This is a genomic window from Devosia sp. SL43 (genome assembly GCF_021729885.1).
Classification (GTDB): domain Bacteria; phylum Pseudomonadota; class Alphaproteobacteria; order Rhizobiales; family Devosiaceae; genus Devosia.
Genome location: NZ_CP063401.1, coordinates 1,105,648 through 1,124,968, shown reverse-complemented (window position 1 = coordinate 1,124,968; position 19,321 = coordinate 1,105,648). Strand labels below are relative to the sequence as shown.

Genomic DNA, 19,321 nt, shown 5'->3' with positions numbered 1-19,321 from the left:
AGGACTCCGTGCTGGGTCATTCGGGTGTAGAAGGGCTGACAGTCAGCCGAGAGACTCAAAATGACCGATACATCCACCACAAAACTCATTCATGCGGCCGAGCGTTTCCTGGGCAAGGGAGAAAAGGCGCTCACCAGGGAAGAGCGTCAGGTCCTCGAGCAAGCGATCGGCAAGAAGGCTCTTTCCATAGATACGTCAGCGGCATTTGACGAGAAGTCCAGCTTTGGGGAGAGGCTGGCCGATCGAGTAGCCTCGTTCGGTGGATCATGGACTTTCCTGATCAGCTTCGGCGTGGTGCTGCTGGCCTGGGTGGGTCTCAATCTGTTGCTGATGCATTCGGCGCCAGATCCCTATCCGTTCATTTTCCTCAATCTGCTGCTGTCGATGCTGGCAGCTATTCAGGCGCCTGTCATCATGATGAGCCAGAACCGCCAGGCCGCGAAGGATCGGCTGGTCACGGCGCATGACTATGAGTGCAACCTGAAGGCCGAAATCGAGATCATGGCGCTGCACGACAAGGTCGATCAGATGCGCAACGACGACCTCAAGCAGCTCATTGCCAAGCAGCAACAGCAGATCGATCTGCTGACCCGGCTCGTGGAAAGCCGAGTCGGTGTAGCGACGGCGCCGGACGAATCGAAGTAAGTTGCCGTCATGCAGCCCTATCTCAAGCTTCTCTCCGACATCCTAGAACATGGCACCGACAAATCCGACCGGACTGGCACCGGCACGCGGAGCCTGTTCGGCTATCAGATGCGGTTCGACCTGGCGCAGGGCTTTCCCCTGGTGACGACCAAGCAGCTTCACCGCAAATCGATCATCAACGAGCTGCTGTGGTTCATCCGCGGCGAGACCAATGTGCGCTGGCTGCAGGAACGCGGCGTCAAGATCTGGGATGAATGGGCCGACGAGAACGGCGATCTTGGGCCGGTGTATGGCTCGCAGTGGCGCAGCTGGCCGGCGCCTGACGGTCGAAAGATCGATCAGATCGCCAATGTGATCGAGTCCATCAGGACCAAGCCGGATTCACGCCGCCATATCGTTTCGGCCTGGAACCCCGCCGAGGTGGACGAGATGGCTTTGCCCCCCTGCCATTGCCTGTTCCAGTTCTACGTGGCCAATGGCAAACTGAGCTGCCAGCTCTATCAGCGGTCTGCGGATACCTTCCTCGGCGTGCCGTTCAACATCGCCTCCTATGCGCTGCTCACCCATATGGTGGCGCAAGTGACGGGGCTGGGGGTGGGTGACTTCGTGCATACGCTGGGCGACGCCCATCTCTACAGCAACCATTTCGATCAGGCGCGTCTGCAGCTTGCTCGCGAACCGCGGCCATTGCCGAAGCTGGTGATGAATGCCGAGCGCTCACGGATTGAGGACTTCGTCTTCGAGGATTTTACCTTCGAGGGCTATGATCCGCATCCGCACATCCCGGCGCCGATCGCCGTATGACCCACACGCTTGCGCAGCTGACGGTGATGGTGTCCGAAGTGTCGGACACCTATGCCTCGCGCAATGATATTGTCCGGGACGCCGATTGGTATCTGCTCAAAGTGCAGGAAGAGCTGGGCGAACTGACAGCCGAATATCTCAAGACCACCGGCCGTGGTCGGCTCAAAGGCGCGGATGTGGCAGCGGTTCGGACGGCGATGGAGGACGAAACCGCGGATGTCCTGGCCATGCTTTTGCTGTTCGCAGACAATAACGGAATCGACCTCGAAGCGGCTCTGGCGCGGAAGTGGTTTCAGCATTTGGGTCGGAGCTCGACCGCCTAGTCATTCATCGTCCGTTCACACGCCTGCGGGCAAGTGCCGCGCGAACATCTTCTGGCTTTCGCGGGCGCGCCGGGCTGGTAAAGATGCACAACCATCTTGGAGGATCAGCATGAAGACCCTGACGGCCCTTGGCCTGTTGCTGGCTGCCAGCGTTCCCGCCCTCGGCAATGACACCTCGGCCCAGTTGGCCACGGGAGGGCTCGAATTCATCACCAATGAGACCATCGTGATGGAGAGCGAGGAGCTCTTCATTTCCCGCGATGAAATCAAGGTGGTCTACGAGTTCACCAACACCGGTGAAACCGACCAGGATATCCTGGTCGCATTCCCGATGCCCGACATCATTCCCAACTGGTGGTCGCCGGTGGCATTCCCCAGCGGGCCTGACGACAACCTTTTCGAGTTCAAGACGACCTTCAACGGCGCGCCGGTCGAGGCCACATTGCATGAATACGCCTATGCCTTCGGCGTCGATCGCACCAAGGAACTCAAGCAGCTCGGCCTGCCCATCGTGCCGTTCACCGAGGATGCCAGCCAGCTCGTCGATGCGCTCGATGACGAGACCACCGAGCGCCTGCTGCATCTGGGCATGGTGTGGCCCGACGAGTTCGACCAGGGTAACGGTTGGGAAAAGCACTATTGGCCCGGTTGGACGTACAAGGCGACCTATACCTGGGAGGGCCATTTCCCGGCGGGTGAGACCGTGGAAGTGGTCCACACCTACAAGCCAAGCGTCGGTGGCACTGTGGCGGTGAGTTTCCTCAGCGAGCCCTACGAGGACTACGACCCGGCATCGGACTATCGCGCTAAGTATTGCACGGACGACGATTTCCGTGCGGCGGTGGCAGCGACCCAGACCAGCCCCGACGAGACCTATTCCGCGCCTTACACGGAAGAGTGGATTTCCTACATCCTCACCACCGGCGGCAACTGGGGTGGCGGGGCCATCAAGAATTTCCGGCTCGTCGTCGACAAGGGCAGCGAAGACAACTTCGTCTCGTTCTGCGGCGAGGACGTCAAGAAGATCGGGCCGACCACGTTCGAGATGGTCAAGACCGACTACTGGCCGGACAAGGAACTCGATATTCTGATCCTGCAGAGGCGCCCGGGCGAATAATGACGCTGACTATCCGTCCCGCGGTCGCCGCCGATGCTGCTCTGATCATCCGCTTCATCGAAGCGCTGGCCGCCTATGAGAAGTTGAGCCATGAGGCGAAGGCGACCGAGGCAGATATCGTGCGCGACCTGTTTGGCGCCGAACCCAAGGTGTTCTGCGAGATTGCCGAATGGTCGGGCAAGCCGGTCGGGTTCACGCTGTGGTTCTACACCTATTCGACCTTTCAAGGCCGGCACGGCATCTGGCTGGAAGACCTGTTCGTCGATCCATCCATGCGCGGCAAAGGCGTCGGCAAGGCGCTGCTGGTCAATCTGGCACAGCGGTGTGTGGCCGAGGGGTTGGGGCGGTTCGAGTGGTGGGTGCTCGACTGGAACGAGCCGAGCATCGATTTCTACAAGAGCCAGGGCGGCGTGATGCAGAATGAGTGGACCAAGGTGCGGGTTGATGGTGAGGCGCTGCTGAAGCTGGGTACGCCATGACCAGGATCGCGATGATCGTCGGGGTGGCCGAGAATGGCGTGATTGGCAGCGACCAGACCATTCCCTGGCGCATTCCGTCCGACATGGCTTTTTTCAAGCGCACCACCATGGGCAAGCCGGTGGTGATGGGGCGCAAGCAATACGAGACGGTCGGCAGGCCATTGCCTGGCCGGACCAATATCGTCGTGACGCGCCAAAGGGGCTACACGGCGGAGGGCATCGTTGTCGTCCAGACGATCGAGGCTGCGCTCGCAAAAGCTAGCGAAATCGCCGAGGCTGATGGTGCTGACGAAATCATGATCATCGGCGGCGGCGAGCTTTATGCGCAGCTTATGCCGCAGGCCGATCGGCTTTATGTAAGCCACATCGATCTGGCGCCCGACGGAGACGTGCGGTTTCCGGCGATCGACCCGGAAATCTGGGAGGTTGTCGATAGGCCGGAAGTTGAGCCTTCGCCAAAAGACGAAGCGAGCTACCGCGTCAATGTGTACGAGCGTCGTAAGCCGCCCGCTCATTGATCGCGCCGAGCGCTTGCCTATATAAGTCTCCAACGAATTGATAAATATCCGAAAGGGACGCGATGCCGTGGGAGAATAACGGAGGCGGGGGTGGCCGCAACAATAATGGCGGTCCCTGGGGTCAGGCGCCGGGTGGCGGTGGCGGCGGTGGACCGCGTCGTCCAGGCGGCGGCAACACGCCCAACCTCGAAGATATTCTCAATCGCGGCCGCGACCAGTTCCGTGGCGGCATCCCGGGCGGACGCTGGGCCATCGTCGGCGGCGTGTTGGCGCTGGTCGCCTTCTGGGCGCTGAATTCGATCTACACGGTCGAACCGCAGGAAGTTGGCGTCGAGCTGCAATTCGGCGCGCCCAAGCCCGAACTGGCCATGCCTGGCCTGCAATTCCACTTCTGGCCGATCGAGACGGTGGAAAAGGTCACCATCACCGAAAACCAGACGACCATCGGTTCGGCAACCGGCGCTGGGGCGCGCGGTGACGACGGCCTGATGTTGTCTGGCGACCAGAACATCGTCGACGTCCGTTTTTCCGTGCTGTGGGCCGTGACGCCGGAAGGCGCCATCGACTACCTGTTCAACGTGCGCGATCCGGAAGCCATGGTCCGCAATGCCGCCGAAAGCGCCATGCGCGAAGTCGTCGGCCGTCGCCCGGCCCAGGATATTTTCCGTGACGACCGCGCTGGCATCGCCATGGAAGTGCAGGAAATCACCCAGTCCATTCTCAACAGCTACGAGATGGGCGTGAACGTGAACCAGATCTCCATCGAAAACGCCGCTCCACCAGCTGAAGTGGCCGACGCGTTCAACGAAGTGCAGCGTGCCGAGCAGGACGAAGACCGCCTGCAGGAAGAAGCGCGTGCCTATGCCAACGAACTGCTGGGTAACGCTCGCGGTCAGGCGGCGGCGCTGCGCGAAGAGGCGGCTGCCTATACCAACCGTGTCGTGCAGGAAGCAACCGGTGAGGCCGAGCGCTTCAACGCCATCTATGCCGAATACGTCAATGCCCCCGAAGTGACCCGCAAGCGGCTATTCCTCGAAACGATGGAAGAAGTGCTTGGTGGTTCCGAGAAGGTGCTGCTCGAGAGTGGGGAGAACGGGCAGGGTGTCATACCCTACCTGCCGCTACCCGAACTGCGCTCTGGTGCCTCGAACTCTACCGTGACGGGGAACTAAGCCATGAACAATCGTCTGATCATCATTGGCGTCGTCGTCATCGCCGCTCTCTACGTCTTCTTCTCGTCGATCTATGTGGTCAACGAGCGCGACCAGGCCGTCGTCATGCGCTTCGGCCAGATCACCAATGTCCGCACAGAACCGGGCATCTACTTCAAGGTGCCGACCGATATCGTGGACAGCGTGCAGATCATCGAAGATCGCCTGCTGCGCCAGGATATTGCCGACATGACCGTGCAGGTCTCGGGCGGCGCGTTCTACGAAGTGGACGCCTTCCTGACCTACCGCATCACCGACGCACGCCTGTTCCGCGAACGCGCACTGGGCCAGCTGTCAGTCGCCGAAGACCGTATCGCCACCCGCTTCGATGCGGCTCTGCGCCAGGTCTATGGTCTGCGCGAGTTCAACGCGGCTCTCTCCGAGCAGCGTCCGCAGATGATGCGCGAAGCCCGCGATCTGATCCGTCCCGATATGGCGGAACTGGGCATTACAGTGGTGGATGTTCGCATCCTGCGTACGGACCTTGCTGCGGAAGTGTCGGAGCGCACCTTCGACCGCATGCGTGCCGAGCGTCTGGCCGAAGCCGCCTTGCTCCGCGCTCGTGGCCAGGAACAGGCGCAGAGCCTGCGCGCTATCGCCGATCGTCAGGCGGTGGAAATCGTGGCAGCGGCAACTCGTGACGCGGAAATCATCCGTGGTACGGGCGACGCCGAGCGTAACCGTCTGTTCGCTGCGGCCTATGGTCAGGATCAGGAATTCTTCGAGTTCTACCGCTCGATGGAAGCCTACCGCACGGCCCTGGCCAATACGGGCACGACCATGGTGTTGTCGCCCGATAGCGAATTCTTCCGCTACTTCGGTTCGGGCGGCTCGATCCCTGCGGCAAGCACCAATCTTGCCACGCCGATCCAGCCAACCGCTGCGCCGATCACGGCTCCGGCGAGCGACGAACCTGCGCTTGACGGTCTGGGCATCGAGGATTCGATCACCCCCAGCCTGACGCTTGAGGACGGTTCGCAGCTTGAGCCGACGGTTGGCACCGAAGTGCCGGCTGCGGTCGAGGAACCAGCTACGCCGCCCGCGCAGTAGTTCATCGGTCGATCTGAATTTGAAGCCGGCGCAGTCCTCTGCGCCGGCTTCACTGTTTCGTGCTGCTGCACCCGCTTGTGCGGGTCGACGACTTGCTCTTTGCTGCCACAGTGATCGGCATAGGCCGGCGGCGGGAGATGGGCATGCGTCTGGGCATTGTGGGGGCGGTCGCAATCGTGCTGGGTCTGAGCTGGGGTTCGGCGGCATTGGCGCAGGCGATACCTCAGGGGCCGGAATCGGTCGCGGCATTGGCAGCGCAGCTCTCCCCCGCAGTAGTCAATATCGGTACGTCGCGCCGGGTCCCTGTCGGTGGCGGTACACCGTTCCCCGAATTTCCCGAAGGCTCGCCGCTGGCGGAGCTGTTCGACGAGCTCAACCCTAATAATGGGCAGGGCGGCGAGCGCATGGAAGAGGCGCGGAGCCTCGGCTCTGGCTTCATCATCAGCGCCGAGGGACATGTCGTCACCAACAATCACGTCATCGAGGGCGCCGAGGAAATCCTGGTGTTCCTGACCGATGGCCGTCGCTTGCCGGCGAAGCTGATTGGTCATGACGAAAAGACCGATCTGGCCGTGCTCAAGGTAGAGGCGGGATCGCCGCTGCCGTTCGTGGAATTTGGCGACAGTGACGCGGCCGAGGTTGGTGATTGGGTAATGGCCATCGGCAACCCGTTCGGGCTCGGCGGTTCGGTGACGCTGGGCATCGTCTCGGCGCGCAACCGCAACATCAATTCCGGGCCCTATGACGATTTCATCCAGACCGATGCATCGATCAATCAGGGCAATTCTGGCGGTCCTCTGTTCGACATGTACGGCAAGGTGGTCGGGATCAATACCGCGATCATTGCCCGTGGCAGCGGCTCGTTGGGCATTGGCTTTGCCGTGCCGGGCAACCTGGCGCGGCCGGTGATCAACCAGCTTGCGGAGTTTGGCGAGACGCGGCGCGGCTGGCTGGGTGTGGGCATCCAGGAGGTGAGCGAGGATATCGCCCTGTCGCTCGATCGCCCCAATACCAACGGCGCCATTGTCGTCGATATCGACCCGGCGGGCCCGTCGATCGGCGTGATGCTGGAGGGCGATCTGATCCTGCAGTTCGATGGCAAGGATGTGCAGCGCATGCGCGACCTGCCACGAATCGTCGCCGAAACCGAGGTCGGCAAGGCGGTGCCGGTGTTGATCCTGCGCAATGGCGCGGAGGAGACGGTGGCAATCACGCTGGGCCGACTCGAGACCACTGACATTGCGCTTGTTGCTCCGGCTGCCGGGTCGACGGGGCCAGCAGCCGTTGCGGACGGGCTGTCGGGAATCGTTGGTCTGACGCTAGGAGAGCTGACCAACCTCACGAGAGACGAGTATGGCATCGGTGATGATGTCAGCGGGCCTGTGGTCACCGGTGTCGAAAGCGACAGCGATGCCGAGGACAAGGGGCTGATTGCTGGCCTCGTGATCCGCGAGGTCAACCAGAAGCCGGTCAAGGATGTGGCGCAGGTGGAGCAACTGGTCGCGGAAGCCGACAGCGCCGGCCGCGATGCCGTTCTGTTCAAGGTCACGGACCCGGCCGGCTCAAGCCGCTACGTGGCGGTGAAGCTGCACTGATTAACGCACGATCTCTTCGTCGGTGTAGCCCTGCAGGTAGAGCAGGGCGGTGAGGTCGCTGTGGTCGATGCGGATGCCGGCCTCTGCCGCTACTGTCGGCTTGGCATGCAGCGCGACGCCGAAGCCGGCGATGCGGATCATGTCGAGGTCATTGGCGCCGTCACCGACCGCGATGGTCTGGCTCAACGGGAGGTTGCGCTCTTGGGCTAGGGCGGTCAGGCGTTCGCGCTTGGTGTTCTTGTCGACGATGGGCTTGCTGACGGTGCCGGTTAGTCGGTCGCCGTCGAACTCCAGCACATTGGCCACAGCCTCGTCGAAGCCGATGCGCTTGGCGAAATAGTCGGCGAAGAAGGTGAAGCCGCCCGAGACCAGGGCAGTATAAGCGCCGTAGGCCTTCATGGTCTGGATCAGGGCGCGACCGCCCGGCGCCAGCGTAATCTGCTCACGGCGGACTTCCTCGATCACCTTGCGCTCAAGCCCCTTGAGCAGGGCCACGCGGGTATCCAAGGCCTGGCCGAAATCGAGTTCGCCACGCATGGCGCGGTCGGTGATGTCGGCGACCTGGTCCTTGATGCCGAGGGCGGCAGCGAGTTCGTCGATGCATTCCTCGTTGATCATGGTGGAATCCATGTCGGCGACGAGGACCGGCTTGCGGCGGTTTTCCGTGGGAACGAGCGCGGCATCCACCCGGCGCGTGCCGATCACCTGGCGGGCCAGCGTCAGCGCATCGGTTGACTTCGGCTCGATGATCTCGCAGGCAATGCCGTGATTGAGCCAGTTGAGCTCGCCGCCGATTTCCTTGACCACGGCCACCGCCAGGGTGGGGTCGAGTTCGGAATCGGCGGGATTGGCGATGAGGCAGAGAACCGGCATGTGGTCTACTCGGGGAGGATACGCGTGAAGGGCCGCAGGCGCGCCGTTCTGATAGCGGGTCCGACTGCCAGCGGCAAGTCGGCGCTGGCGCTTGGATTGGCCAAGGCGCAGGGCGGGGTGATCGTCAATGCCGACTCGATGCAGGTCTATGACACGCTGCGGGTGGTGACGGCGCGGCCCGGTGAAAACGACATGCAGCAGGCCCAGCACGTGCTTTACGGCAATGTGCCAGCGGCGACGCGGTTTTCGACCGGGCAGTGGCTCGAAGCGGTGGCGGGGATCGTCGGCGGCACGGAGGACGAGCCGCTGATTTTCGTTGGCGGGACAGGGCTTTACTTCGATGCGTTGCTGAATGGATTCGCCGATATTCCCGAGGTTTCGGCGGCGGTGACACTTCAAGTTCAACAAGAGATTCAAGTGCTGGATGGCGACCAGCGCTTGGAACTTTTGCGGCGGGAAGATCCCCTTGCGGCGGAGCGGTTGAAGGTGGCAGATCCCCAGCGTTTGACGCGGGCTTTGGCGGTCAAGCGGGCAACGGGGCGGACCCTGTCGAGCTTCCAGGATGACAAGCATGCTGGAGGTCTTGCCGGGTTTGATATCGAGCGGATGGTGCTCGATCCGGATCGCGATGTGTTGCGCAAGCGGATCGCGTTGCGGTTCGAGGCGATGTTCGCCGGTGGGGCGGTGGAAGAGGTGGAGGCACTGCGGCGACTCGATCTCGATCCGAGCCTGCCAGTGATGAAGGCGATCGGGGTGCGCGAGATCGGCGACTGGCTCGACGGCGTCGCCGAGCGGGACGAGGCGATCACGCTGGCGACCATTGCCACCCATCAATATGCCAAGCGGCAGCGAACATGGTTCCGCAACCGGTTCGGCGATTGGCCGCGGCGCGCGATCTAGCGCGGCCGCAGCAGGCCCAGGCGCTCGCGCAGGGCGAAGCGGGTGACGAGGACGACGGCGACGAAAGCCAGGCCGGCCGCGAGGCCCATCCAGATGCCGACCCCGCGCCAGCCGACGACGAAACCCAGAATATAGGCGATCGGCAGGCCGACGGCCCAGTAGCCGAGGATTGCCAGCAGCATCGGCACCTTGGTGTCGCTGAGACCGCGCAGAGCATGTGCGGCGACGACCTGGGCGCCGTCGACCAGTTGGAACACGCCAGCGACGACAAGGAAGGTTGCTGCCAGGGCCAGCGCATTGGCGTTGGCCTCGACACGGGGATCGAGGAACCACGAGACGATGGTCGGGCCGACTGTAAGGAACAGGATGCAGGTGATGGCCATGAAGCCGGTGCCGAGTGCGAAGGCGGTCCAGCCGGACTTGCGAATGCCTTCGGGGTCGGAACGGCCATAGGCCATGCCGACGCGGACGGTGGCGGCGATGCCCAGGCCCAGGGGGACCATGAAGGCCATGGAGGCGCATTGCAGCGCAATGGCGTGCGCAGCGACCTCGTCGGTGCCGAGCCGGCCCATCAGGAAAGCGGCGGCCGTGAAGAGGCCGACTTCGGCGAGCACGGTCAGACCAATTGGCGTGCCGATGCGGAAGATTTCGCGGAAGCGCTGCCAGTCGGGCTTCCAGAAGCGAAGCAGGACGTGGAAGCGCCTGAAGCGGCGCTGGCGTAGTACATAGGTCAGCATCAAGCCGAACATCAGGATGTTGGTCAGAACGGTGGCGATGGCTGAGCCGCGCAGCTCGAGGCGCGGAAAGCCGAAATGGCCGAAGATCAGCAGGTAGTTGACCAAGGCGTTGAAGATGACGCCGCTGACCGTGATGATCAGGATCATGCGCGTGCCGTCGAAGGCCGAGAGCAGCGAACGCAGGGCGATTATGGCGAGTGCGGGAAACAGCTGCCAGGCGGCGATCTGGATGAACTGCTCGGCCCTGACGGTCGCTTCGGGGTCTTGTCCGAGCGCGGCAAAGATCGGGCGGATCTGTAGCAGGATGGGAATGATCAGGGCGGCGAGCAGGATGGCAGCCCACAGGCCCTGGCGCACCACGCGGCGGACTGCCTTGATGTCGCGCGCGCCACGAGCCTGGGCCACGAGGGGTGCCACGGCGCCGACGATGCCGATGCCGCCAACGAGGAAGGGCATGAGGAAGGTCGTGGCCAGAGTGCCGGCGGCCAGGTAGGCGGGGCCCAGCCAGCCGAGCATGATGACGTCGGTGGTGTGGAGGGCGTTCTGTGCTAGCTGGGCAATGACCAATGGCCAGGCCAGCGCGAAGGTGGCGCGCAGTTCTTCAGTCCAGCCGGATTTTGCAGAAACGGATTGGGCGGCTGTGCCGGGCACAACCGTGACTTGCTCGCTCATGAAAAACTGTCCTACTCGCGGCACCTGCTCTAAACGAAACCGGCAGCAGGCGGAAGGGGTGCGGCTATGGCGCCTGGTAGCGGAGAGACGGCGATGAGCACGGGAAATGGCTGGGGCAACGCAGTTTTATTGATTGCGGCGGGATTGGTCGGGGCTGCCGGCGTTGCGGCGGCGGCAAGTGCTTCGCATGGCGACAGCCGCAATCTGGGTGCCATTGCGATGATATGCCTGGCGCATGGACCCGCGCTGCTGGCGCTGGGTCTTGCAGGGCGGGGCAGGGTGCTGCGGCTGTCCGGCCTGGTGCTGGCAATGGGTACGCTGCTTTTTGTGGCTGACCTGGGCCTGCGCGAATGGCTCGGCCACGCCTTGTTCCCTGGCGCTGCACCACTGGCCGGTGCCGCGATGATCCTGGGCTGGCTCGGTTTGGCCATAGGCGGCATTCTTGCACTGCGTAAAGGATAGTTAAAATTGCGCTGGAACCAAAGTCACGCCCGCGCATTTTGTCGTCGAGAGTATCTCGGAGGGTTTTCCATGCATAAGATTTTGATCATCGCCGCTACCTGCCTGTCCCTGGCCGCCTGCACTACCACCCAACAGGGTGCTGCCGTGGGTGCCGGTGCTGGCGCGATCGTGGGCGCTGCAACGACCGGCAATATTGTCGGCACGGCTGTCGGCGCGGGTATTGGCGGTGTGGTCGGCGCAGCTGCGGGCAATCTGCTCGGCAAGCGCCAGGGCTATCCCGACCAGTGCGTCTACCAGCGTCCAAACGGTAGCCGCTACTACGATGTCTGCCCGCAGGGCTAATTCGAAGTTGCAGCATCGCCCCATGCTGCCACGCGCCACCTAGGCGCCAAGGCGCCCGGTCCGGAGTCCCTCCTGGATCGGGTGCTTTTCATTGACTAGGATTCGCCTTGAATTTCTGACGGATAGCCGCCATATTTTTGGTCTACGACACTTGTCTGCGGCTATCTGATCGACCGGCGAAAGCTGGGAACTTGGCTACCTCCTGATCTGTGAATCGTTAGGCCGAGCCTCTTCGGGCTCGTTTTCAACCCTTAGCTGCTTCTGCGGCGCACACTTTGTAAGGATAAGTTCCATGGCTGCCATCACCGGTACCGTCAAATTCTTCAACACCACCAAGGGCTTTGGCTTCATTTCTCCCGAGAGCGGCGGGAAGGATGCCTTTGTCCACATTTCTGCCGTGCAGCGTTCGGGCCTGCAGGGCCTCTATGAAGGCGACAAGGTCACCTACGAAGTCGAAACCGGCCGTGACGGCAAGGAATCGGCGACCAACCTGACCCTGCTGAGCTAAGCTGGCTAACAGCATTCGGAAGGGGCCCCTCGGGGCCCTTTTTTGTTGGCTTATGCACAGGCCGCCGGGTGGGATTCGACTCCTGTTAAGCATTCGTGCCAAGGTCGCCGCCGGAAAAACAGAATGGAGGCGGGTCCATGCTGCTTGAATTCCTGCGAAGCTGGCATCCCAGGTTTGAGCCGGTTCCAGCTTTTCGCCAGTCGGGCGCGCTCCCCTATGCCATCGTCAACAACCGCGTGGTGTTCCTGCTCGTCACATCGCGCAAGACCGGCCGCTGGATTTTTCCAAAGGGTTCGATCAGCGCCGGCATGACCCCGTGGGACAGTGCTGCCAAGGAGGCGCTGGAAGAGGCTGGCGTGTCCGGCGAGATCAGCACAAGTGCTATCGGCGCCTATCGGAACACCGACAAGGGTGTGCCGGTCGAGATCGATCTCTACCCTCTACGTGTCGAGGCGCAGCTGGAGGCCTGGCAGGAAATGGATCAGCGGCTAAGGCACTGGGCCCTGCTGCATGAAACCAAGCGCCTGTTGTCGGATCGCGCGCTTTCGAGGATCGCCGAAACCCTGCACCGTCAGCTGACGGTGCCGCGCCTCATGCAATGACCCGGTCGAGCAACCAGTAGCCCAGGGCGCCCATGCCACCTGCGGCGGGCAGTGTCACCAGCCACGCGGCAAAGATACGCGCAACTTTGAGACGTCGTACGAGGTATCGCCTGTTATAGCGCCGTTCCCTGGCGATGGCCTGCTCGGGTGTATCGTTGAGCGTGCTCGCATCGACAAACTCGGTCGCAACAGGGACGGCGGCGCCCTTCATGTCGCGGATTGCCAGATATTCGCGCAGGAAGCCGACGCCGAAGACCGCACCGACCGCCACATGGGTGGACGAAACCGGCAGGCCGAACGCCGAGGCAGCCAAGACAGTGGTCGCGGCCGACAGAGCGACGCAGAAGGCGCGGATTTCGTTGAGCTTGGTGATCTGCTCGCCCACGGTGTGGATGACGCGCGGGCCGAACAGCGCGATGCCCAAGGCAATGCCAAATGCGCCGATGGCCAGCGACCAGAATGGCAGATTGCCTAAAACCGGTGCGGCGTGTGCCTGGTCCAGAATGGCCATCAGCGGGCCGATGGCATTTGCCGTGTCATTGGAGCCATGGGCGAAAGACAGCAGGGCGGCAGCGACGATCAGCGGCGCCCGGAACAGGCGCGCGACGTGCTTCTTGCGGTTTTCGAGCTGTTGTGAGCGGCGGCGGACACGTGGCGCGGCGATCAGCCAGCCGAGGCCAGCGGCGACCAGGCCCAGGATGATGATCATGCCCCGGTCGAGATGGAGAAAGCCGCCGGCCTTTATCGTCAGATAGACGGCGAAGATGCCGGACATTGCCCCGACAAGCACCGGTACCCAGGTTCGGGCCGACGCCATCTTGTCGGCGCGGCGCGTGATCAGCGTGCGGATGATAGTGTGAAGCACCGCCGCGAACAGGGCGCCAAGCAATGGGGAAATGATCCAACTCACGGCGATGGTGCCCAGGACGGGCCAGGCAACGGCACCAGTTCCGCCTGCGGCTACTGCCGCACCAACCACGCCGCCGACGATGGCATGGGTGGTCGATACCGGGGCGCCGACGAAGGTGGACAGGTTGATCCAGGCTGCCGCTGCCACCAGCGCCGCTATCATGACGAGGATCATGGCGCTAGCGGTGAAATCGGCGTGGAGGGTGAGCAGCCGCCCCGCGACAGTCTCGATGACCTCGCCGCCCGCCAGCAGGGCACCGGCGGCGTCGAATGCCGCTGCCAATGCCAATGCCGAGACCATGGTGATTGCCCGGGCGCCGACGGCCGGGCCCATATTGTTGGCCACGTCATTGGCGCCGACATTGAGCGCCATGTAGCCCGCCGCCATGGCGCCGACGACGACCAACCACCGTAGCGGACCGTCGGGAACGACGGCCATAGCCAGGGCGCCGGCCAGCAACAGGAAAACGAGGGCGATGCCGAGTGGCAGTGCAGTCCTTGGCATCGGTGGCGGGTGCATCCTCAAGAGGGGTGGCGAACCCTTCTTGGACTATGCTTCGGGCGGTTTGTCGACTGCCGCAGGGCTAGTTCGCGGCCTCACGTGCCAGTTCTGCACCGAGAGCATCAAGCAGCATGTCGGTGCCGCGCCTGCGCTGCTGCATATTGTCGAGCCCGTCGAGGAAACAGCCGTGCTCGGTGACGGTCATGCGCGTGCCATCGCCATCGGCAAAGAGCTCCATCGCGGCGACCGACACCGAAATGCGCTTGCCACCCATCGTCATGTAATAGGTGTAGATGATGCGGTTGTTTTCGACGATGTCCTCGTATCGCACGTCGAAGCCGAACTGGAATTCGCCCTCGCCACTTTCCATCAATTCGCGCCCGCCTTCGCGGAAGTCGAAAATCTTGGCCGGGGTGTTGCCGTCGCCAAACCAGCGTTGCTTGATCGCGGGGTCGGCCCAGGCGCGAAACACGCGGGCAGGGCTGGCCGGATACTTGCGCTCGAGGACGAAGGTGCCGTGGGCAATGGAACGGTCGGTCATTTGATGCTCTCCACTTGACTGTTAAGCATTGTGTTAAGCGACGCCATGAATGCGGTCAATGCTTAAGCTGGTAATTTAGCGTTGGCGCGGGCCTTGACACTCCGGCGACATTGCACCTATCAATGCGCCCACAATTTTGGTTGGAGAGGTCCCGTGCGGGCACTCATTCTCGTAGTAGGCAGGCGCATCGGCAACGTGGGATAAAATCCCGCGCGATAGCTGGTGCGCCGAAAACAGGTCCCGAACGGGGCCTTTTTTATTGCCCGGTTTTCGCCGCTACGAGACTGGGCCGAATTGGATCGAAGGAAGGACTAAGACGATGGCCGAAAGAATGACCGGCGCGGAAATGGTGATCCAGGCGCTGACCGATCAGGGGGTCGAGCATATTTTCGGCTATCCGGGCGGTGCGGCCCTGCCGATCTATGACGCTATGTTCCAGCAGGACGCCGTGCAGCACATCCTGGTGCGGCACGAGCAGGGCGCGACGCACATGGCCGAGGGCTATGCGCGCTCGACTGGCAAGCCCGGCGTGGTCCTCGTGACCTCCGGACCCGGCGCCACCAATGCGGTCACCGGGCTCACCGATGCGCTGATGGATTCGATCCCCATGGTCTGCATCACGGCCCAGGTGCCGACGACGCTGATCGGCTCGGACGCGTTCCAGGAATGCGATACTGTCGGCATCACCCGCAGCTGCACCAAGTACAATTACCTGGTCAAGCGCGTGGAAGACCTGCCGCGCATCATGCACGAGGCCTTCCTCATCGCGACGACCGGCCGGCCGGGACCTGTGGTCATCGATATTCCCAAGGATGTGCAGTTTGCGCTGGGCGACTATTACAAGCCCGATCTCGATACGCTACGCCACCAGAGCTATCGTCCGCAGCTGGATGGCGATGCAGCGGCCATCGAGGCGGCGGTCAACCTGATGCTTAAGGCCGAGCGGCCGATCTTCTATACCGGCGGCGGCGTGATCAATGCTGGCCCGGAAGCGTCCGAGCATCTGCGCGAACTGGCCGAGCTGACCGGTTTCCCGGTGACCTCGACGCTGATGGGTCTGGGTGCCTTCCCAGCGTCCAATCCGCAGTGGATGGGCATGCTGGGCATGCACGGCACCTACGAGGCAAATCTGGCGATGCATGACTGCGACGTCATGATCAATATCGGCGCGCGCTTCGATGACCGCATCACCGGCCGCATTGATGCGTTCTCACCCAACAGCCGCAAGATCCATGTCGATATCGATCCGTCTTCGATCAACAAGGTTGTCCGCGTCGACGTGCCGATCATTGGCGACTGCGAGCGGGTGCTGGCCGAGATGGTCCGCGTCTGGCGCAGCAAGACCAACCAGCCACGCACCGAGGCCATCGCGCCATGGTGGAAGCAGATCGAAAAGTGGCGGGCGGTGGATTCGCTCGGCTTCAAGAATTCGGACACGGTGATCAAGCCGCAGTATGCGATCCAGCGGCTCTACGAGGCGAGCAAGAAGCAGGGCAAGGAGGTGTTCATCACCACCGAAGTCGGTCAGCACCAGATGTGGGCCGCCCAGCATTTCCACTTCGACAAGCCGAACCACTGGATGACCTCGGGTGGCCTCGGAACGATGGGCTATGGCCTGCCGGCGGCCGTCGGCGTGCAGGTTGCGCATCCCGATGCGCTGGTGATCGACATTGCCGGCGAAGCTTCGGTGCAGATGACGATGCAGGAGATGTCGACGGCGGTGCAGTATAATCTGCCGATCAAGATCTTCATCCTCAACAACGAGCGCATGGGCATGGTCCGGCAGTGGCAGGACCTGCTGCATGGGTCGCGCTACGCGCATTCCTACTCGGCGTCGCTACCCGATTTCGTCAAGCTGGCAGAGGCTTACGGCGGCAAGGGGATTCGATGCTCGAACCCGGCCGAGCTCGATGCCGCGATTGCCGAGATGTTCGACTATGACGGCCCGGTGCTGTTCGACGTGATCGTCGAGAAGGACGAGAACTGCCTGCCGATGATCCCGTCGGGCAAGCCGCATAATGAAATCATCCTGCCCGATACGGCCAATATCGGCGACATCATCGACGAGAAGGGACGGCAGCTCGTCTAGGGCGCTGCAGAGGACAAGATCATGAACGCACATCTGCAGCCCACCGGCTCCGCCTATTTCCTGACCAAGGAAACCCAGGACCAGGAACGCCATACGCTTTCCGTGCTGGTCGACAACGAGCCGGGCATCCTCGCTCGCGTGGTTGGCCTCTTTTCGGCGCGTGGCTACAATATCGAAAGCCTGACCGTCAGCGAGACGGAACACGGGCGGCGACTTAGTCGCATCACCGTCGTGGTCATCGCCACGCCCAAGACACTGACCCAGATCAAGCTGCAGCTCGAGCGGTTGGTGCCTGTCCATAAGGTGCATGACCTGACGGCCGAGGGTGCTTCGCTGGAGCGCGAGTTGGCGCTGATCAAGGTGGCCGGCTCGGGCGATTCCCGCGCCGAGACACTGCGACTGGCCGATGCCTTCCGGGCCCAGATCGTCGATGCGACGGTGGAAAGCTTCGTGTTCGAAGTGACCGGTAAGCCGGCCAAGATCGACAGCTTCATCGCCCTGATGCAGCCGCTCGGGCTGGTCGAGGTGGTCCGCACCGGGCTGGCCGCCATTTCGCGTGGTGCGCAGGGCATGTAGGCGAATGCTCCCGCCTCGCCGGCATCGCAAATCTTGCGGTGCCGCGGGTGGGAGCTGACATGCTGCTGAGGAGGGCGATTGCCATGCTGTGCAATGCACTGACCGAGCCCAATACTAACGACTCCTTCGATGTCCATGCGAAGGGGACGGCTTGACCACCCTGCGACTGCAGACTTCGCTGGAAGCGATAGATGGCTTCATAAGCCCCGACCGGGAGCGGAGGCTGGGACCACCAACCACGACAAAGCCAACCCCAATGCAACACTTCTGCAGGACGGTATGCCGTCGGCCCCGGCAACGGTCGCAGCCCGGTGAGTACTAGAAGGTCCGTTGTCGCGGAACGCCGTGATTCCAGCTCTTCGATATTCTGAACTATTAATCGACTGTTAATATAAACCTTGCAGAGGCCGTTCAGAAATTTTCTAGACTACAACATTTTGACATAAGTCAATTACGACTGCCGAATTTGTTGGTTTTCTTTGGTGATCGTCGAACTTCCAGAACGGAGGTTCAATACTGAAGGAAACCACTTCATGTCTCTACCTGCGTCCAACGACCTATGCTGGCAGCGACTTGCCAGCGGCGCGCTTTCACGCATCCGCACAGAGCATCTGGGCATGCAATTCATGATCAAGCGCCTTGAGCGCAGCAGCGACCCCGTGGCCGTTAAGGCAGGGGAAATACGTGCCTTCTTTGCCAAGTGGGAAGTATCGCTCGGCGGCGAAATCCAACAACTTTCCAGGCTTTGAGGAGCTCATCATGAATGCGATTGACAATGTGGCCGCTGTGCAGAAGCAGATGGTGAATACTCTCCTGCCCTTGGACGCCGCTGAAGTGCTGATCCGGAAGGGCACGCCCCTCTCCATCGCGGGCCCCGAGGCCGCGCTCGACAAGTTATCGCAGGGCAACTGGATCGGTGGAACCAGTCCCTATTTCATGCTTGCCGAAGGCGGTGTCATATCCGATGGCGACTTCGTCTTCGTGACCGATCTCTCCGGGGTCGGCACGGTCAGTTTCGCCAGCTACGACGTACAGGATCTGCCGGGATTGTCAGCCAACGCGCCGGACAATGCGTTTGCCGTGACGATTATGCCGTCGGGTAGTCAGGTGCTCAAACGGTTTGCCGCCGATGGGGCGGACTTCGTGGATGCCTTCCTCAAGCCCGCTGTCGGCTGGGTCGCCGGAGTTCACCTCAACGACATCGGCAAGGTCACGGCTAAGGTCTATGACGGCCGTACCGGGACGAAATACGAGGACCGGGCGGTGGTGGCCTATGTCGCGCTGCCGGCTGACCGCGTGGCCACGATTGAGATTGTCAACATCTTCGAGCCTGGATCAGGCGACATCATCACTTTCGATGCTACCGTTTTCGACGTCGAAACCTGCAAGGTCAATGGCGAGTCCACCAACTTTGCTGCCTATGTGAAAGCCCGTGGACTTGAGCATTGCAAGCAGCCATTAATCGGCGACTATGCAGGGGGGCGTATCAATGTTTCCCTGCAGAGCGTGGACTCGTCGGCCGGCAACGTAGCTCTCTATGCGCCGGTTTTCGCCGGAATCGAGTATCGCTTTGCCCGCCCTGTCGAAGACTATGCGGGCCTGTTCCGCAGACGGCTTGCAGAACAGGATACGGAGGGCGCCGTCTTCGCCTGCAATTGTATCCTCAATTTCATCTTTGGGGATTTGGAAGGCAAGGCCATCGGTGGTGTCGCCGGACCGATCACCTTTGGCGAAATCGCCTACCAGTTGCTGAATCAGACCGCAGTGCTTGTGCGCGTGATCTGACAAGGGGATCACCTCCGCCCGCCCCGGCGGAGGTGATCAACCTTTGTGATTGGACATATCGCGACAATAGATTGGGCCGCA

Annotated in this window: 21 protein-coding genes; 17 read left to right on the top strand and 4 right to left on the bottom strand. The window is 62.0% G+C overall.

Translation table 11 applies throughout. The features are described 5' to 3' along the window. Positions 1–60 precede the first annotated feature (60 nt). From IM737_RS05565 to IM737_RS05525, 9 genes are all read left to right on the top strand, one after another. Entirely contained in the window at positions 61–645 is a 585-nt protein-coding gene (locus IM737_RS05565) for a DUF1003 domain-containing protein (RefSeq protein WP_236898930.1), read from the top strand. 9 nt (positions 646–654) lie between these two features. Beyond that, entirely contained in the window at positions 655–1,449 is a 795-nt protein-coding gene (locus tag IM737_RS05560) for a thymidylate synthase (RefSeq protein WP_236898929.1), read from the top strand. Then, positions 1,446–1,772: a phosphoribosyl-ATP pyrophosphohydrolase gene (locus IM737_RS05555; protein WP_236898928.1), complete on the top strand. Its 327-nt coding sequence runs from the start codon at positions 1,446–1,448 to the stop codon at positions 1,770–1,772. Before IM737_RS05560 ends, IM737_RS05555 begins: the two co-directional genes overlap by 4 nt. Before the next feature lie 109 nt (positions 1,773–1,881). Further along, positions 1,882–2,889 (top strand): DUF4424 domain-containing protein, encoded by a 1,008-nt coding sequence (locus IM737_RS05550; RefSeq protein ID WP_236898927.1) that lies wholly within the window; start codon positions 1,882–1,884, stop codon positions 2,887–2,889. Further along, positions 2,889–3,368, top strand: coding sequence for a GNAT family N-acetyltransferase (locus IM737_RS05545; RefSeq protein ID WP_236898926.1), 480 nt, complete (start codon positions 2,889–2,891; stop codon positions 3,366–3,368). The genes IM737_RS05550 and IM737_RS05545 overlap by 1 nt, the downstream gene beginning before the upstream one ends. Beyond that, the gene (locus tag IM737_RS05540; protein ID WP_236898925.1) at positions 3,365–3,886 is read left to right on the top strand and encodes a dihydrofolate reductase; all 522 of its coding nucleotides are present in this window, start codon (positions 3,365–3,367) and stop codon (positions 3,884–3,886) included. The genes IM737_RS05545 and IM737_RS05540 overlap by 4 nt, the downstream gene beginning before the upstream one ends. A gap of 62 nt (positions 3,887–3,948) precedes the next feature. Continuing rightward, positions 3,949–5,058 (top strand): FtsH protease activity modulator HflK, encoded by a 1,110-nt coding sequence (gene hflK, locus IM737_RS05535; protein ID WP_236898924.1) that lies wholly within the window; start codon positions 3,949–3,951, stop codon positions 5,056–5,058. A gap of 3 nt (positions 5,059–5,061) precedes the next feature. Beyond that, positions 5,062–6,147, top strand: a complete 1,086-nt coding sequence (gene hflC / locus IM737_RS05530) for a protease modulator HflC (protein ID WP_236898923.1) — start codon at positions 5,062–5,064, stop codon at positions 6,145–6,147. A gap of 143 nt (positions 6,148–6,290) precedes the next feature. After that, positions 6,291–7,742, top strand: a complete 1,452-nt coding sequence (locus tag IM737_RS05525) for a Do family serine endopeptidase (RefSeq protein WP_236898922.1) — start codon at positions 6,291–6,293, stop codon at positions 7,740–7,742. On the opposite strand, the gene serB is transcribed toward IM737_RS05525, so the two are convergent. Next, positions 7,743–8,615: a phosphoserine phosphatase SerB gene (gene serB / locus IM737_RS05520; protein WP_236898921.1), complete on the bottom strand. Its 873-nt coding sequence runs from the start codon at positions 8,613–8,615 to the stop codon at positions 7,743–7,745. An 18-nt stretch (positions 8,616–8,633) separates the two neighbouring features. Between serB and miaA the strand changes: the two genes are divergently transcribed. After that, entirely contained in the window at positions 8,634–9,515 is an 882-nt protein-coding gene (gene miaA, locus IM737_RS05515) for a tRNA (adenosine(37)-N6)-dimethylallyltransferase MiaA (RefSeq protein ID WP_236899867.1), read from the top strand. Here miaA and IM737_RS05510 read toward each other — a convergent pair. After that, positions 9,512–10,924, bottom strand: a complete 1,413-nt coding sequence (locus tag IM737_RS05510) for an MATE family efflux transporter (protein ID WP_236898920.1) — start codon at positions 10,922–10,924, stop codon at positions 9,512–9,514. The genes miaA and IM737_RS05510 overlap by 4 nt on opposite strands. A gap of 93 nt (positions 10,925–11,017) precedes the next feature. Between IM737_RS05510 and IM737_RS05505 the strand changes: the two genes are divergently transcribed. The 4 genes from IM737_RS05505 to IM737_RS05490 all read left to right on the top strand — a co-directional run bounded on the left by IM737_RS05505 (position 11,018) and on the right by IM737_RS05490 (position 12,838). Further along, positions 11,018–11,386, top strand: coding sequence for a DUF423 domain-containing protein (locus tag IM737_RS05505; RefSeq protein ID WP_236898919.1), 369 nt, complete (start codon positions 11,018–11,020; stop codon positions 11,384–11,386). Between the two features lie 69 nt (positions 11,387–11,455). Further along, on the top strand, positions 11,456–11,728 hold the full coding sequence (locus IM737_RS05500; protein WP_236898918.1) for a glycine zipper domain-containing protein: 273 nt from the start codon (positions 11,456–11,458) through the stop codon (positions 11,726–11,728). A gap of 292 nt (positions 11,729–12,020) precedes the next feature. Then, complete coding sequence (locus IM737_RS05495) at positions 12,021–12,236, top strand: cold-shock protein (protein ID WP_236898917.1); 216 nt, start codon at positions 12,021–12,023, stop codon at positions 12,234–12,236. A gap of 137 nt (positions 12,237–12,373) precedes the next feature. Further along, positions 12,374–12,838 (top strand): NUDIX hydrolase, encoded by a 465-nt coding sequence (locus IM737_RS05490; protein WP_236898916.1) that lies wholly within the window; start codon positions 12,374–12,376, stop codon positions 12,836–12,838. Here the strand turns inward: IM737_RS05490 and IM737_RS05485 are convergent. Continuing rightward, on the bottom strand, positions 12,828–14,252 hold the full coding sequence (locus IM737_RS05485) for an inorganic phosphate transporter (protein ID WP_236898915.1): 1,425 nt from the start codon (positions 14,250–14,252) through the stop codon (positions 12,828–12,830). The genes IM737_RS05490 and IM737_RS05485 overlap by 11 nt on opposite strands. Positions 14,253–14,331: 79 nt before the next feature. Continuing rightward, positions 14,332–14,790: an SRPBCC family protein gene (locus IM737_RS05480; RefSeq protein WP_236898914.1), complete on the bottom strand. Its 459-nt coding sequence runs from the start codon at positions 14,788–14,790 to the stop codon at positions 14,332–14,334. A gap of 319 nt (positions 14,791–15,109) precedes the next feature. Here IM737_RS05480 and IM737_RS05475 point away from each other — a divergent pair, with 319 nt between their 5' ends. From IM737_RS05475 to IM737_RS05465, 3 genes are all read left to right on the top strand, one after another. Beyond that, a complete protein-coding gene (locus IM737_RS05475) occupies positions 15,110–16,879 on the top strand; it encodes an acetolactate synthase 3 large subunit (protein ID WP_236898913.1) in 1,770 nt (589 codons plus the stop codon). Between the two features lie 21 nt (positions 16,880–16,900). Continuing rightward, positions 16,901–17,455: an acetolactate synthase small subunit gene (gene ilvN / locus IM737_RS05470; protein WP_236898912.1), complete on the top strand. Its 555-nt coding sequence runs from the start codon at positions 16,901–16,903 to the stop codon at positions 17,453–17,455. Between the two features lie 639 nt (positions 17,456–18,094). Beyond that, positions 18,095–19,240, top strand: coding sequence for a DUF6976 family protein (locus IM737_RS05465; RefSeq protein WP_236898911.1), 1,146 nt, complete (start codon positions 18,095–18,097; stop codon positions 19,238–19,240). Positions 19,241–19,321: the final 81 nt, after the last annotated feature.